9 protein-coding genes are annotated in these 15,862 nt (G+C 61.2%); 6 read left to right on the top strand and 3 right to left on the bottom strand.

Translation table 11 applies throughout. The features are described 5' to 3' along the window. Positions 1-63: 63 nt before the first annotated feature. From AACY25_RS07255 to AACY25_RS07240, 4 genes are read left to right on the top strand one after another with little or no spacing between them, the layout of a single operon-like run. Positions 64-921: a protein-glutamate O-methyltransferase gene (locus AACY25_RS07255; protein WP_339523869.1), complete on the top strand. Its 858-nt coding sequence runs from the start codon at positions 64-66 to the stop codon at positions 919-921. A 30-nt stretch (positions 922-951) separates the two neighbouring features. Beyond that, positions 952-8,385: an Hpt domain-containing protein gene (locus tag AACY25_RS07250; RefSeq protein WP_339523427.1), complete on the top strand. Its 7,434-nt coding sequence runs from the start codon at positions 952-954 to the stop codon at positions 8,383-8,385. Then, positions 8,382-9,401 carry a chemotaxis protein CheB gene (locus AACY25_RS07245; RefSeq protein ID WP_339523426.1) on the top strand — a complete coding sequence of 340 codons (1,020 nt, stop codon included), beginning with the start codon at positions 8,382-8,384 and terminating at the stop codon, positions 9,399-9,401. Before AACY25_RS07250 ends, AACY25_RS07245 begins: the two co-directional genes overlap by 4 nt. A 31-nt stretch (positions 9,402-9,432) precedes the next feature. Continuing rightward, entirely contained in the window at positions 9,433-9,903 is a 471-nt protein-coding gene (locus AACY25_RS07240; protein ID WP_339523425.1) for a chemotaxis protein CheW, read from the top strand. Between the two features lie 57 nt (positions 9,904-9,960). Here the strand turns inward: AACY25_RS07240 and AACY25_RS07235 are convergent, their stop codons facing one another. Further along, on the bottom strand, positions 9,961-10,680 hold the full coding sequence (locus tag AACY25_RS07235) for a 16S rRNA (uracil(1498)-N(3))-methyltransferase (protein ID WP_339523424.1): 720 nt from the start codon (positions 10,678-10,680) through the stop codon (positions 9,961-9,963). 160 nt (positions 10,681-10,840) lie between these two features. Continuing rightward, complete coding sequence (locus AACY25_RS07230) at positions 10,841-12,247, bottom strand: adenosylmethionine--8-amino-7-oxononanoate transaminase (protein ID WP_339523423.1); 1,407 nt, start codon at positions 12,245-12,247, stop codon at positions 10,841-10,843. Positions 12,248-12,551: 304 nt separating this feature from the next. Here AACY25_RS07230 and AACY25_RS07225 point away from each other — a divergent pair, with 304 nt between their 5' ends. Continuing rightward, complete coding sequence (locus AACY25_RS07225; RefSeq protein ID WP_339523422.1) at positions 12,552-13,097, top strand: cytochrome b; 546 nt, start codon at positions 12,552-12,554, stop codon at positions 13,095-13,097. Between the two features lie 60 nt (positions 13,098-13,157). Continuing rightward, on the top strand, positions 13,158-13,736 hold the full coding sequence (locus AACY25_RS07220) for a YceI family protein (protein ID WP_339523420.1): 579 nt from the start codon (positions 13,158-13,160) through the stop codon (positions 13,734-13,736). 111 nt (positions 13,737-13,847) lie between these two features. Here AACY25_RS07220 and AACY25_RS07215 read toward each other — a convergent pair whose 3' ends face one another. Next, positions 13,848-15,716 (bottom strand): DEAD/DEAH box helicase, encoded by a 1,869-nt coding sequence (locus AACY25_RS07215; RefSeq protein WP_339523419.1) that lies wholly within the window; start codon positions 15,714-15,716, stop codon positions 13,848-13,850. Positions 15,717-15,862 lie beyond the last annotated feature (146 nt).

Here is a 15,862-nt window from a genome sequence, read left to right as displayed (position 1 = left end):
TGCTGCGCGGCAGGCTGAAAAGCTTGCCGCACAAGGACTATGGCCGTGAGCGAGGGGCACGACATGCAGTCAGGCGTCTGGGCCTTGCAGCCTCTGGCAGACATGACAGCCACGGAGTTTCGTGACTGGCAGACGCTGCTTGAGGAGCGCACCGGGGTCGTTCTCAATGAACGGCGGCGGGCGTTTCTGCAAACCAATCTGAGTGCGCGGATGCGCGAGCTGGGCGTGATGGATTACGCCACGTATTACCGGCAGGTAACCGATGGTCCCCGCGGAGCGGTGGAATGGTCGACCTTGTTGGACCGGCTGACTGTGCAGGAAACCCGTTTCTTTCGTCATCGTCCTTCCTTTGAAGTGCTCGAAAGCTATTTGCGCGAGCGTTTGCAGCGGGGCGTGACGCAGCCATGGGAGCTGTGGAGCGTGGGTTGTGCCAGTGGTGAAGAACCGTATTCGCTGGCCATCAGTGCGGCCGAGGTTCTGCGAGAAAGTGAGCACCCGGATCATTTCGGGGTAACAGGCACTGACATCAGCCTGAATGCCCTGAGTAAGGCGCGCGATGGGCAATATGGCGCACGCCGTCTGGAGCAGTTGGATGCCGATCTGTGCCAGCGTTACTTCCTGGCCCAGGACGATGGACGTTTCAAAGTGGTGCCTACTCTGGCCGCGCGCGTGTGTTGCGCCCGGCTCAATGTGCTGGAGCTGGCCAAGGCACCGATGTCAGGTATGGACGTTATTTTTTGTCAGAACTTGTTGATCTATTTTCGTCGCTGGCGTCGCCGCGAGATCCTCAACCGCCTGGCCGAGCGCCTGGTGCCCGGAGGACTGCTGGTGGTGGGAGTGGGCGAAGTAGCAGGTTGGCAGCATCCGGAGTTGATCCCGGTAGCCGACGAGCGAGTTCTGGCGTTTACCCGCAAGGGATAAGGCAGAGCCAAGTTTATGAGTGGAGTGGCTATGGGTGATCGGCACGATTATGTCGCCCTGGAATGGGTTAAGGGCGAGATCGCGGAAACCCTGAAGCAGGCGCGTCAGGCCCTGGAGGCGTTCGTTGAGAACCCTCAGGACGCTACGCGCATGCGTTTCTGCCAGACCTATGTGCATCAGGTGCTCGGCACCCTGCAGATGGTCGAGTTTTTCGGTGCGGCACTGCTGGCTGAGGAAATGGAACAGCTGGCCGGCGCCCTGATCGACGGCCGGGTGACCAACCAGGGTGAAGCCCTGGAAGTGCTGATGCAGTCGATTCTGCAGCTGCCGGTGTACCTTGACCGCATCCAAACTGCTCGCCGCGACCTGCCGATGGTCGTGCTGCCTCTGCTCAACGACCTGCGTGCCGCGCGTGGGGAGAAGCTGCTGTCGGAAACCAGCCTGTTTGCTCCGGACATGTCCGGTCGCACGCCAGCGCTGCCCCATGAAACTCTCGACCAGCTTCGCACCGCTGAGCTGCCGGTGTTGCTGCGCAAGCTGCGGCAAATGCTGCAAATGGCCCTGGTCGGGGTAATCCGCAACCAAGATCTGCCGACGAACCTGGGCTATATGGCACGGGTGTTCGCGCGTCTGGAAAATCTCTGCAAGGACTCACCGCTCGGCCCGCTGTGGCAGATTGCTTCCGGCGTGGTCGAAGGTCTGGCCAACGGCAGTGTGACCAATGGCACCTCGATTCGTACGCTGTTGCGTCAGGTTGATAAGGAGCTCAAGCGCCTGCTCGAACAGGGCGCCGATGGCCTTAATCAAGCTGCTCCCGACGAGCTGAGTAAGAACCTGCTGTTCTATGTGGCCAAGTCGTCGGCGCAATCGCCGCGCGTACGCAACCTTAAAGAGCAGTATCGCCTCGACGATGCGTTGCCGGATAACGATGTTGTCGACGAAGAGCGGGCGCGCCTGGCCGGTCCGGACCGCGACGCCATGCGTTCGGTAGTCGCCGCGCTTTGTGAAGAACTGGTGCGGGTCAAGGATAGCCTCGATCTGTTCGTGCGCAGCGACCGTACTCAGGTTGCCGATCTGGATGCCCTTGCTGCGCCGCTCAAGCAGATTGCCGACACCCTCGCCGTGCTGGGTTTCGGTCAGCCGCGCAAAGTTATTGTCGACCAGCTCGATGTGGTCAACGGCCTGGCCAAGGGCCAGGGCGAGCCGAGCGATGCGGTGCTGATGGATGTTGCCGGCGCTCTGCTCTACGTCGAAGCGACCCTGGCCGGCATGGTCGGTCCCGCGCAGGACGGCGGTCGCGAAGAAAGCCATCTGCCGACCACCGACGTGGCGCAGATTCACCAGCTCGTCATTAAAGAGGCACGCAACGGCCTGGAGCAGGCCAAAGACGCCATCATCGAATTTATCGCCTCGCAGTGGAACCACGAGCACCTGGCTCGCGTGCCTGATCTGCTGACTCAGGTGCGTGGTGGGCTCGCGATGATTCCGCTGCAGCGCGCCGCCGATCTGCTGAATGCCTGCAATCGCTATATTCAAGAGCAGCTACTGGCGCGCAAGGCCGTGCCCAACTGGCAGAACCTCGACACCCTGGCGGACGCCATCACCAGCGTCGAGTACTACCTCGAACGCCTGGCTGAAGACCACGCGACGCAGGGCGACCTGATTCTCGACGTGGCCGAGGAAAGTCTGGAAAGCCTGGGCTACCCGCTGAAAGAAAAACCGTCGATTCTCGACCGCGTCGAGCCTCCCGTAGAGTCCTTTGCGCCGTTGGCGGATCCGCTGGACGATATGGAGGTGCTCAGTGCCGAGCCAGAGCAGCCAGCCGAGATTGCCCCGACCCTGGAACCGGTGGTCGAAGAACTCCTGAGCCTGGATCTGGCAGACGACCTCAGTGCCGAGTTTGCCGATCTGGATTCGACAGCGATTGAAGCGCCATCCAGCGAGGCTGCGTGGGTTACTGACGCGCCAGCCGCTGATCTTGAGCTGCTTGATTTCAGTATTGACCTGCCCGACGCCGAGCCAGTGCCGCTGGTTGAAGCTCAACCAGAACAGCCGTTCGCTGGTGAAGAGCTGCAACTGGGCAGCTTTGAGCTAGACGAAACCGACAGCCCCGCCAACTGGAACGAGGCCGAACTGGCCGCCCTCGAGTTGCCTGAAGTCGAGCTGCCAAGCGCTCCGCTGAGCGAAGAGCCTGCGCAACCTGTAGCCGAAAAGGCCCTGTCGATGGCTGACGTGATGGCCGCTCCGGTGCAGGCGATCAACCCACCGGCTCACGATGTGCCGCCAAGTCTGCTGCCGCCGCCGGCTGATGAAGAGCCGATTGATGAAGAGCTGCTGGAAGTCTTTATCGAAGAAGTCGGTGAAGTACTGGAAACCATTGGCGAGTATTTCCCGCAGTGGTGCGCCGATACCGATAACAAGGACGCTTTGACCGAGATCCGCCGGGCCTTCCACACCCTCAAGGGCAGTGGACGCATGGTCCGTGCTCTGGTGATTGGGGAGCTGGGCTGGTCGATTGAAAACCTGCTCAACCGTGTGCTCGACCGCAGCATTCAACCGGGTGCCGAGGTACAGCAGGTGATCGCCGATGTGGTCGCGTTGATGCCGGCCTTGGTCGATGAATTTGCCAATAAAGCGCAACGTCAGCGTGACGATGTTGATCATCTGGCCGCGACGGCGCACGCCTTGGCTAAAGGCCGAAGCCTCCCAAAACCTCAAGCCCCGGTTGAGCTGGTAGCGGAGCCCGAGGGCAGTCCAGTTGCTACCGACGAAGTTGTTGAGGATGAAGACGGGCTAGATCCGCAGTTACTGGAGATTTTCCGCAACGAAGCGGAAATGCACCTCGATACCCTGGTTGGCTTCCTGGCTGACTGTGCCCAGGAATTGCCGCAGCCGGTCACTGATGACCTGCAGCGTGCCCTGCATACCCTAAAGGGCAGTGCCTCGATGGCCGGTATTCAGCCGGTGGCAGAGATTGCTTCGCCGCTGGAAAAACTGGTCAAGGAATTCAAAACCAACCTGATCCCGATGGATCTGGCCGAAGCGGAGCTGCTCAGCAGCGCCGAGAAACTCTTCCGCCTGGGTCTTGAACAGCTGGAAAGCCAGCCGCTGGCGGTTTTGCCGGGTGCTGCCGAGTTCCTTGAGCGCGTGCAGAAGTTGCACAGCGATCGGCTCGAGCACGCCGAAAATAGCCGCCAGAGTGATCAGGGTGATAAGCGCGATCCACAGATGATCAGCATCTTCCTTGCCGAAGGCATGGATATCCTGCTGGATGCCGAAGACCTGCTGCGCAAATGGCGCGAACACCCGTCCGAGCGCCAGGAGCTGAGTTCCTTGCTGGACGAGCTGACCACCCTTGGCCGTGGTGCCGAGATGGCTGAGCTGCCGCAGATTGATGAGCTCTGCGAAGCCCTGCTCGATCTCTATGGTGCGGTCGAAGAAGGCCGCCTGGCGGTCAGCGAGCGCTTCTTCAGCGAAGCAGAACAGGCACACGAAGCCCTGATTGGCATGATGGATCAGGTCGCCGCCGGCCTGCAGGTCAGCGCTGCTCCTGAGCGCGTGACCGCCCTGCGTAACCTGCTGATGGAAGCCCTGGACCCTAACACGTTGGCCCTGCTGTCCAACAACGGTGCCGCCGGCATTGACGTTGTTGAACTGGCCGACGCTACGGCGGCGCTGGAAGAGCTCAGCCTGGCTGAGCCGGATGAGTCTATCGAGCCGCTTGAGCTTGATGCGCCAGCCGTTGAAGACCTAACTGCGCCTACTGAGGCCGTGAGTGAAGTGCAGGTCGAACCGCCGGCAGCTTCGCTTTACGAATCGCTCGACGAAGAAATGGTATCGATCTTCCTCGAAGAGGCCGTCGATATTCTGGAAAGTGCGGGTCAGGCACTTGAGCGTTGGTTGGCCGACCCGGATAACAAAGCCGCTCTATTATCGCTGCAGCGCGATTTGCATACTCTCAAGGGTGGCGCGCGCATGGCCGAGATTCGCCCGATTGGCGATCTCGCCCATGAGCTCGAATCCTTGTACGAGGGCTTGGTCGACCGCCGTTACAGTTTCTCGCAGCCACTGGCGAACCTGCTGCAGCAAAGCCACGACTCACTGGCCCAGCTGCTGGAGCAGCTGCAGGCGCGCGCTACCATGCATTCGCCGCTGGAACTGATCGAGGCTATTCGCAGTTTCCGCCAGAGCGGTGGACAAAGCTTGCCAGTGTCCCCAGCTATCGCCGAGCCTGTTACCGAAGCCGAAGCCGAAGCCGAAGCCGAAGCCGAAGCCGAAGCCGAAGCCGAAGCCGAAGCCGAAGCCGAAGCCGAAGCCGAAGCCTTGCCGCTGGTCGAGTCATTTGATCTGACAGAGCCTGAGCCTGCTGAGCTACCGCAAATCGAAGAAGAGATCGACTTTGGCATCCTGGCCGATGCGCCGCACGAGCCAAAGGACGGCGAGCCTTTGGCGAACGAGTCGCTGGAGATTGAGGCGTTCGAGCTGCCTGCTGCTGAGCTCGACGAGCAACCGTTGGTCGAATTCGATAACGAACCTGAAGCCGAACTTGCCCAGGTCCCCGACTCTGAGCCAGAGCCAGAGCCAGAGCCAGAGCCAGAGCCAGAGCCAGAGCCGGTCGCTGTTGCTACGCCTGCCGTATTCGATGACGATCGCGATCCGGAACTGGTGGAAATCTTCCTCGAAGAAGGTTTCGACATCATCGACAGCGCCGGTGCGGCGCTGCAACGCTGGATGGGCGACGTAAACAACAGCCTGGAGCTAGAGTCGCTACAGCGTGATCTGCACACCCTAAAGGGTGGTGCACGCATGGCCGAAATTCGTGAGATCGGCGACCTGGCCCACGAACTGGAATTCCTCTACGAAGGTCTTGGTCAAGGTCGTTTGCGCGCCAGTCAGGACCTCTTCACCTTGCTCCAGGCCTGCCACGACAGCCTGGCCGAGATGCTCGAAGCGGTTCGCGACAAACGCGGCGTGCCGAGTGGCGAGGCGCTGATCGAAACCATCAAGCGGTTTCGCGCTAACCCGGACGAGCAACTGAGCATGCCGTCAGCGGTTGCCCTCAAGGCTGCTGAAACCCAGCAGGATGACGATGCCGAATCGGACATCCTCGACATCTTCCTTGAGGAAGGTGATGACCTGCTGGAAGCCATGGAAGTCGCCATCGGCCGTTGGGAGGCTGACCGTGAAGACGGCGCCGCCATCGACGATATGCTGCGTATCCTGCACACGCTCAAAGGTGGTGCGCGCCTGGCCGGGCAGAAACGTCTGGGCGATCTGACCCACAGCCTCGAACAGCACCTGACCGAAGCGCAAGCCCAGGGTGCGCCGTGGCCGCAGAGTCTGTTTGTCGATGTGCAGTCGGGCTTCGAAGGCTTGCAGCAGGAGCTCGACGCGCTGCGTCAGCGCCTGAATGACAGCCTGGTGGCCGATACGGCGAGCACTCAGGCGCCTGCGCCAGTTGCCGAGCAAGTCACGCGCCTGCCGGAGTTGAGCACGCCGATTGTCGCGGCCAGCACCATGCCCGCCAAGGAGCTTGTCGCCAAGGTTCTACCGTTCGTGCGTCGGGCTGAAGAAGCGGCGCAGGAAGCGGCTTCCCGTCGTGCGCCGCAGGAGCTGGTCAAGGTGCCGGCCGAGTTGCTTGAAGGCCTGGTTAACCTGGCCGGTGAAACGTCGATTTTCCGTGGCCGGGTCGAACAGCAGGTCAGTGACTTCGGTTTCACCCTGAGTGAGATGGAAGCCACCATCGACCGCGTGCGCGATCAGTTGCGCCGCCTCGATACCGAAACCCAGGCGCAAATTCTCAGCCGTATCGAGGCTGAAGCCGAGCGTATGGGTTATGAAGATTTTGACCCACTGGAAATGGACCGCCATTCACAGCTGCAGCAGCTCTCGCGCGCACTGTTCGAGTCCGCTTCCGACTTGCTCGACCTGAAAGAAACCCTGGCCGCGCGTAACCGCGATGCGGAAACCCTGTTGCTGCAACAGGCGCGGGTTAACTCCGAACTGCAGGAAGGTCTGATGCGTACGCGCATGGTGCCTTTCGACCGTCTGGTACCGCGTCTGCGTCGTATCGTGCGGCAGATTTCCGGTGAGCTGGGCAAACAGGTCGAGTTTGTCGTCGGCAACGCCGATGGCGAGATGGACCGTACCGTTCTTGAGCGTATCGTCGCGCCGCTGGAGCATATGCTGCGTAACGCCGTCGACCACGGTATCGAAGCCGCCGATGTGCGTCGTGCTGCCGGTAAGCCGGAGCAGGGCACCATCCGCCTGGCGCTGGGCCGCGAGGGTGGCGATATCGTTCTGACCCTGGCCGATGACGGCGGCGGTATTCGTCTCGAAGCGGTGCGGCGCAAGGCCATCGAGCGCGGCTTAATGGATGCCGACTCGGACCTCACCGACTACGAAGTGCTGCAGTTTATTCTCGAGGCCGGTTTCTCCACCGCTGAGAAGGTCACGCAGATCTCCGGCCGTGGCGTGGGGATGGACGTGGTCCACTCCGAGGTTAAGCAGCTCGGCGGTTCGATGAGCATTGAGTCGATCCCCGGTACTGGCACCACCTTCACCATTCGGCTGCCGTTTACCGTGTCGGTCAACCGCGCGCTGATGGTGCTCTCGGGTGAAGACCTCTACGCCATTCCGCTGAACACCATCGAAGGTATCGTGCGGGTGTCCCCGTACGAGCTGGAAGCCTATTACGCCCCCGATGCGCCGCGCTTCGAGTATGCCGGGCAGAGCTATGAACTGCGCTACCTCGGCGACCTGCTGAACAACGGCCAGCAGCCCAAGCTGGTCGGCCAGAGCTTGCCGCTGCCGGTGATTCTGGTGCGCTCTAAAGAGCACGCCGTGGCCGTGCAGGTTGACTCCCTGGCTGGTTCGCGCGAGATCGTGGTGAAGAGCCTTGGCCCGCAGTTCGCCGGCGTACACGGGATTTCCGGTGCGACCATCCTTGGTGACGGTCGCGTGGTGGTCATTCTCGATCTGCTGGCGACCATCCGCGTACTGCATGCGCATTTGCTGACTCAGCTGCAACCGCGTCTACTCAAGCAGTCGGCGACGGCGGCGGAGATCGAAGCGGACCGGCCGACCCTGGTCATGGTGGTCGACGATTCGGTCACCGTACGCAAGGTCACCAGTCGCCTGCTCGAGCGTAACGGCATGAACGTGCTGACCGCCAAGGACGGTGTCGATGCCATCTCGCAGCTGCAGGAGCGCAAGCCCGACATCATGCTGCTGGACATCGAAATGCCACGCATGGACGGCTTCGAAGTGGCAACCCTGGTGCGCCACGATGAAGGCCTGAAAGACTTGCCGATCATCATGATTACCTCGCGTACGGGTGAAAAACACCGTGAGCGGGCCATGAGCATCGGCGTCAACGAGTACCTTGGTAAGCCTTACCAAGAGTCCTTGTTGCTTGAAACCATTCAGCAACTGGTGGGCCGCCACCCGGTAAACCGCACATGAGTGAGAAAACTGCAGCCCGTATTGCGGTTATTGCCGACACCTCGCTGCAGCGCCATGTGCTGCAACAGGCGTTGACTGGTAGCGGCTATCAGGTGGTGATGAATAGCGACCCAGCGCGCCTCGATCAGGAAACCCTGAACGCCTGTGAAACCGATCTGTGGTTGGTTGACCTGGCGCAGTCCGAAGACTTGCCGCTGGTCGACAGCCTGATGGAAAGTGCCTCGGCCCCAGTGCTGTTTGGCGAAGGTCACGCACCGGAGCGTCATTCGGAAAACTACCCGCGCTGGGAACGCCGCCTGTTTGGCAAGCTGAAGAAGCTGGTTGGCGACCCATCTCAGGCCGTTGGTCCTAGCCTGGAAGCCCTGCTGGCTGAAGCGCAGCGGCCATCACGTCTGGATCTGCCGGCTGAGCTGGCGGATACCCCACTGGTAGCCGGAGAGCCGGCCCGTCAGGTCTGGTTGCTGGCTGCCTCCCTGGGTGGCCCAGCTGCCGTGAAAGCCTTTCTCGATGCTTTGCCGGGCGGTCTGCCGGTCGGGTTTGTCTATGCGCAGCATATTGATGCGAGTTTCGAAAATGCACTGCCGCAAGCGGTCGGGCGCCACAGTCAGTGGCATGTGAACCCTGCGCGGCATGGCGACGCGGTGCGTTGCGGTGAAGTGGTGGTGGTGCCGATCAGTTATGAACTGGGCTTCAGCGATGATGGCCAGATGCAGATTTCCGAGCGCGGCTGGCCAGAACCCTACAGCCCGTCGATCGATCAGATGATGCTTAATCTAGCCCAGCATTTTGCTGCGCTGAGCGGCGTGATTGTATTCAGCGGCATGGGCAGCGACGGCAGCGCCGCAGCCGCCTACGTGCGTCGCCAGGGCAGTGTGATCTGGACCCAGCGCGCCGACAGCTGCGCCTGCCCGAGCATGCCGGACAGCCTGCGTGAAGGTGGCTACAGCAGCCTTAGCGGCGATCCGCGAGAGCTGGCCGCAGCGCTGGTCAATCACCTGGCCGAGCAGTGCCGATAATCCGGGGCCGTGCCCTGTACAGGAAATTCTCATGAGCCAAGCCGTCGCCACGCAGAATAGCGCCAATAGCATTACCGGCCTGTTGATGCCGCTGACTGACCGTACCCTGCTGCTGCCCAACGTCGCGGTGGCCGAGCTGATCCCTTATCGCGCGCCACAGGTCAGTGAAGGCATGCCCAGCTGGTTCCTCGGGCAAATTGCCTGGCGTGATCTGCGCCTGCCGCTGCTGTCGTTCGAGGCCGCCTCGGATGGGCAGGTCAACGTCAGCCCAGGCTCGCGGGTGGCGGTGATCAACGCTCTCGGCGGCCGCCCCGCAGTGAAGTTCATTGCCGTGCTGGTGCAAGGCATTCCACGTTCAATCAAAGTTGGTGCCGAGCTGGTACGCGCCGATGTCGCCCTGTCGCCGCTGGAGCTGGATGCGGTGCAGTTTGGTGAGGCTGTGCTGAAGATTCCGGACCTGATTGGCTTGGAGCGGAAGCTGGCCGATGCCGGATTGATCTGACCGATAACAAACAAAAAAGCCCGCGTCAGCGGGCTTTTTTATGACGCTGAAGTGGGTCTAGAAATCCCCCCACAACTGCTGCGCCACGCTTAGGGCGACCACTGGCGCGGTTTCCGTGCGCAGTACGCGCGGGCCGAGGCGTGCGGCGTGGAAGCCCTGGGTCTTGGCCAAGTCGACTTCGTTGTCGTTCAGACCGCCTTCAGGGCCGATCAGAAAGGCCAGCGACTTAGGCTGTGGGTGGCTGGCCCAAGGCTCGGCGACCGGGTGCAGCACCAACTTGAGTTCGGCGGATACCTGCCCCAGCCAGTCGTTCAGGCTGATGGGCGGATGAATGATCGGTAGCACCGAGCGCCCGCATTGCTCGCAGGCGCTGATCGCCACTTGCCGCCAATGCGCCATGCGCTTGTCGGCGCGCTCATCCTTGAGGCGCACTTCGCAGCGTTCGCTGACGATCAGGCTGATTTCATTGGCGCCCAGTTCGGTGGCTTTCTGAATCGCCCAGTCCATGCGTTCGCCGCGCGACAGACCCTGGCCCAGATGAATATGCAGCGGTGATTGGGCCTGGCCGGCAAAGGCTTCGCGCAACTCGACGCGCACGCTTTTCTTGCCCACCTCGACCAGTTCGCCCCGGTATTCCTGGCCGCTGCCATCGAACAATTGCACCGCATCGCCCACGGCATGGCGCAGCACGCGGCCGATATAGTGGGCCTGAGTTTCCGGCAGCTCGTGCTGGCCGAGGGCGAGGGGGGCATCGATAAAGAAACGGGATAGGCGCATAAAACGTGAACCTGGAGTAAAGGCGCGAATTCTAGCTGTAGGGCGCGCGGTGCGCATGGATATCCGTAGGGTGGATCGGGGCGCGTAGCTGACGCTCTTTTCATCCACCGTAATATTGCGATGGTGGATGGGTGAAGCGTCATCCACCCTACTTACCTGTTTAGCCCGGATCGCGAAACCCCGGATAGTTGGTATTGCCTTGCGCCACGCTGACTGAGGTGCGGGTGGCGATATCGATGCCTTCACTGGCCACCTCGGCAAGGAAGTCGATCTGCTCGGGTGTGATTACATAGGGCGGCAGGAAATACACCACGCTGCCCAGGGGGCGCAGCAAGGCGCCGCGATCGAGGGCGTGCTGGAACACTTTGAGGCCGCGACGCTCCTGCCAGGGGTAGGCGGTTTTGCTGGCTTTGTCCTGGACCATTTCGATGGCCAGGGCCATGCCGGTCTGGCGCACTTCAGCGACATTCGGGTGGTCGGCCAGGTGCGCGGTGGCGCTGGCCATGCGTGCGGCGAGGGCCCTGTTGGCTTCGATCACATTGTCCTGTTCGAAGATGTCCAGGGTCGCCAGGGCGGCCGCGCAGGCCAGTGGGTTGCCGGTGTAACTGTGCGAATGAAGGAAGGCGCGCAGGGTCGAATAGTCGTCATAAAACGCCTCATACACCTCGTTGGTGGTCAGGCAGGCGGCCAGAGGTAGATAGCCGCCAGTCAGCGCTTTCGATAGGCAGAGAAAATCCGGGCGAATACCGGCCTGTTCACAGGCGAACATCGTCCCAGTGCGGCCGAAACCGACAGCGATTTCGTCATGGATTAGGTGCACGCCATAGCGGTCGCAGGCTTCGCGCAGCAGCTTGAGGTAGATCGGGTGATACATGCGCATACCGCCGGCACCCTGGATCAGCGGCTCGACGATTACCGCCGCGACCTCATGGCTATGCTCGGCCAGGGTCTGTTCCATGGCGGTGAACATAGTGCGCGAATGTTCTTCCCAGCTCATACCCTCGGGGCGGTGGTAGCAGTCCGGGCTGGGTACCTTGATGGTGTCGAGCAGCAGCGCCTTGTAGGTGTCGGTAAACAGCGCGACATCACCCACCGACATCGCTGCGATGGTTTCGCCGTGGTAGCTGTTGGAGAGGGTGACGAAGCGCTTTTTCGCTGGTTTGCCGACGTTGAGCCAGTAGTGAAAGCTCATCTTCAGCGCGACTTCGATACAGGACGAGCCGTTGTCGGCGTAGAACACCCGGTCCAGGCCCGGCGGGGTCATTTTGACCAGGCGCTCGGACAATTCGATCACTGGCTGATGGCTGAAACCGGCAAGGATCACGTGTTCCAGCTGGTCGACCTGATCCTTGATGCGCTGATTGATCCGCGGGTTGGCGTGGCCGAACACGTTGACCCACCACGAGCTGACCGCGTCGAGGTAGCGTTTGCCGTCGAAGTCCTCGAGCCAAACACCTTCGCCACGCTTGATCGGCACCAGCGGCAGCTGTTCGTGGTCCTTCATTTGTGTGCAAGGGTGCCAGAGCACTTTCAGGTCACGCTGCATCCACTGGTCATTCAGGCTCATCGCTGTACTTCTTCCTCGGCTCGCAATCATCTGCACCAAGCCTATCAGAAGCACTGCGCTGGATGGACGGCACAACCACGGGTGGATTGCCCAGGAACCCGTTGATCCTCTCTATCATGCCGCCTGTAGCCTGGCTGCTGAACTTTGCCGAATGCCCCCAGCCTAAAGCGGCTGAGGAAAAAAGCAAAAAATACGTATCGTATTTCCCGATATTTCAAAGCGAAAATTTCCGCTTTTAGTCGATAGGTTTATTGCTAGTCTTGCTCCACTCGCGGTTTTAGTCCTTCACTCCGGAAAGTTTTTAATGCAATGGCGCAATAGCACTTCTCACTACGGCCTGGTCAGCATCGTGCTGCACTGGTCGGTAGCGCTGGTCGTGTTCGGCCTGTTCGGCTTGGGTTACTGGATGGTCGACCTGGACTACTACAGCAGCTGGAGACAGACCGCACCGGACCTGCACAAGAGCATCGGCCTAGTGCTGTTTGCCGTGATGCTCGGTCGGGTGCTGTGGCGCTGGTTTAGTCCGCCGCCGGCGAGTTTGCCGAACCACGGGCGGATGACCCGCCTGGCCAGCAAGCTGGGCCACAGCTTTCTCTACCTCGGGCTGTTTGTGCTGATGATTTCCGGCTACCTGATCTCTACGGCAGACGGTCGCGGCATCCCGGTATTCGGCTTGTTTGAAGTACCGGCCAGCCTGACCAGCATTCCTGATCAGGAAGACGTAGCTGGTTTGGTGCATGAGTACCTGGCGTGGGCACTGGTGATCTTCGCCGGCGTGCATGCTCTGGCTGCGTTGAAACACCACTTTATTGACCGCGACCGTACGCTCACGCGGATGTTCGGTCGCTAGTTCTGTTTGTTGTTTCCGGGGCTGGATTGGCCCCATCCCATACTCACAAGGAGCATGCCCATGTTGAAGAAAACCCTCATAGCCCTGGCACTTGGTGGCGCACTGATCGGCGCTGGTCAGGCGATGGCGGCTGACTACGCCATCGACAAACAAGGCCAGCACGCTTTCGTCAATTTCAAGATCAGCCACCTGGGCTACAGCTGGCTATACGGTACGTTCAAGGACTTCGACGGCAGCTTTAGTTTCGACGCCGCCAAGCCGCAGGACAGCAAGGTCAACGTGACGCTGAACACTACCAGCGTCGACACCAACCATGCTGAGCGTGACAAGCATATCCGCAGCGATGATTTCCTCAACGTCAGCGAGCACCCAACCGCGACCTTCGCGTCCACGTCGGTCAAATCCACCGGTGAAGGCACTGCCGATATCACCGGCGACTTGACGCTTAATGGCGTGACCAAACCTGTGGTGATTGCCGCCAAGTTTATCGGTGAAGGCAAAGACCCATGGGGCGGTTACCGTGCCGGCTTCGAGGGCAGCACCACCCTGAAGCTGAAAGACTTCGACATCAGCAAAGACCTGGGCCCAGCCTCGGAAAGCGTCGAACTGATCATCTCGGTTGAAGGCGTCCGCAAGTAAGACTGCCTGGATGGGTTAGTCGCGCAGCGGCTTAACCCGTCCCTGCTCTGAGCTACACAAACAGAAACGCCGCCCAATGGGCGGCGTTTCTGTTTGTGGCTAGCTGACTGACTATGACTCTTCGCGGTTGCGCGTCAGCAGGGCCGGCTTTTCCCCGCGCGGACGTGCGCTCGCCAATTCGTCAAGCTGCTCCGGTGTCGGGAAGCGGTCCAGGCGCGAGCCTTTGTGCACGATCACGGGTTGCTTGTCGCGTGGGCTTTTCACTGCCGCTTCCTGGCGTGGCAGTTCATCGCGGTTCAGCGAGGTGGTGCGTGTATCACGTGGTGGACGTGCACGGCCGGAACCATTACGGCCCTGACCACCTTGGCCGCTAGCCCCAGCACCCTGACGACGGCCTTGGCCGCCAGCATTGGCGCCACCGCCATTGTTGCGCGGTGGCTTGGCTGGGCGAGCACCCTGACCGACACCATTGCTGGCGCTCGGGCCTGAAGCAGGCGCACCTGGCCGACGGCCACGGTTCTGCTGCTTGTTCTGGTTCGGGCTTACATAGTCGGCACGGTTGCCGAAATTGTCGATTTCATCGTCGCGGAACTCGTCCGGCGCGCGGTCCGGAGGGAGTGCGGGCACGGCCGGTGCGGCGGCGCGGCTTGAGGACGAGTTGCGCGGTTGTTGACTGCGGCCGCCTTGTGGCTTGCTGCGGTTGTTATCACGGCCGCTGTCCTTGCCTTTGTCCTTGCGCCCGCCGCCATGGCGTTCGCCTTCCGGCTTAGCTCCACGCGGTTGACGTGGTTTCTGCGGTTCACGCGCTTCTGGACGTTCAGCCTCAACGGTACTGGCATCAAAACCGAGCAGATCGCCGTCAGCGATCTTCTGCTTGGTCATGCGCTCAATACCCTTGAGCAGCTTCTCTTCATCCGGAGCAACAAGGGAGATCGCCTCGCCACTGCGGCCAGCACGGCCAGTACGGCCAATGCGGTGCACGTAATCTTCTTCGATGTTCGGCAGCTCGAAGTTGACCACGTGCGGCAGCTGGTCGATATCCAGGCCGCGTGCGGCGATATCGGTGGCGACCAGGATGCGCACTTTGCTCGCCTTGAAGTCGGCCAGAGCTTTGGTGCGGGCGTTCTGGCTCTTGTTGCCGTGGATCGCCACAGCCGGCAGGCCGTGTTTATCCAAGTATTCGGCCAGGCGATTGGCGCCATGTTTAGTGCGGGTGAACACCAGTACCTGTTCCCAGGCGCCCGCGGTTATCAGGTGAGCGAGCAGGGCGCGCTTGTGGCTGGCCTGGACGCGGAATACCCGCTGCTCGATGCGCTCGACCGTGGTGTTCGGCGGCGTCACTTCGATGCGTTCCGGGTTGTGCAGCAGCTTGCCGGCCAGATCGGTGATGTCCTTCGAGAAGGTCGCCGAGAACAGCAGGTTCTGGCGCTTGGCCGGTAGCTTGGCGAGGACCCTCTTTACGTCATGGATAAAGCCCATGTCGAGCATACGGTCGGCTTCGTCGAGCACGAGGATTTCCACGTGCGACAGGTCGATGGCGCGCTGGTTGGCCAGGTCGAGCAGGCGACCGGGGCAGGCCACCAGGACGTCGACGCCCTTGGCCAGGGCCTGGACCTGCGGGTTCATGCCAACGCCGCCGAAGATGCAGGCGCTGACGAATTTCAAATCGCGGGCATACAGCTTGAAGCTGTCATGCACCTGGGCGGCCAGTTCGCGAGTCGGGGTCAATACCAGGACGCGCGGCTGTTTCGGGCCGTGACGCTGTTCGCGATCTGGATGACCGTTGGGGAACAGTCGCTCAAGGATCGGCAGTGCAAAACCGCCTGTCTTACCTGTACCCGTCTGGGCCGCCACCATCAGGTCGCGACCTTGCAACGCGGCGGGAATGGCCCGCTGTTGCACCGGAGTGGGTTGGGTGTAGCCGGCGGATTCGACCGCACGGACTAAAGCCTCGGAGAGACCGAGGGAGGCAAAGGACATGTGTAATCCTGTCTAGTGAGGGCTTGGCCCTATGGGGTGTATTGCCTGGCTTGAATCACGCTTGGGGGGCGTAATCCCGTCCGGTACTACTGGCCTCTGGGGGCTAGCATCCGGGCGCAAGCCTGGCGGGAAGGGCCGAGTATAAC

It is taken from the genome of Pseudomonas sp. EA_35y_Pfl2_R111 (assembly GCF_963970955.1).
GTDB lineage: Bacteria > Pseudomonadota > Gammaproteobacteria > Pseudomonadales > Pseudomonadaceae > Aquipseudomonas.
This window is presented reverse-complemented; position numbering and strand designations above follow the sequence as displayed.

Bases quoted from the DNA above. Each gene is read 5' to 3' on its own strand.
- AACY25_RS07255 (WP_339523869.1), top strand. From the start codon at position 64: ATGCAGTCAGGCGTCTGGGCCTTGCAGCCTCTGGCAGACATGACAGCC.
- AACY25_RS07250 (WP_339523427.1), top strand. From the start codon at position 952: ATGGGTGATCGGCACGATTATGTCGCCCTGGAATGGGTTAAGGGCGAG.
- AACY25_RS07245 (WP_339523426.1), top strand. From the start codon at position 8,382: ATGAGTGAGAAAACTGCAGCCCGTATTGCGGTTATTGCCGACACCTCG.
- AACY25_RS07240 (WP_339523425.1), top strand. From the start codon at position 9,433: ATGAGCCAAGCCGTCGCCACGCAGAATAGCGCCAATAGCATTACCGGC.
- AACY25_RS07235 (WP_339523424.1), bottom strand. From the start codon at position 10,680: ATGCGCCTATCCCGTTTCTTTATCGATGCCCCCCTCGCCCTCGGCCAG.
- AACY25_RS07230 (WP_339523423.1), bottom strand. From the start codon at position 12,247: ATGAGCCTGAATGACCAGTGGATGCAGCGTGACCTGAAAGTGCTCTGG.
- AACY25_RS07225 (WP_339523422.1), top strand. From the start codon at position 12,552: ATGCAATGGCGCAATAGCACTTCTCACTACGGCCTGGTCAGCATCGTG.
- AACY25_RS07220 (WP_339523420.1), top strand. From the start codon at position 13,158: ATGTTGAAGAAAACCCTCATAGCCCTGGCACTTGGTGGCGCACTGATC.
- AACY25_RS07215 (WP_339523419.1), bottom strand. From the start codon at position 15,716: ATGTCCTTTGCCTCCCTCGGTCTCTCCGAGGCTTTAGTCCGTGCGGTC.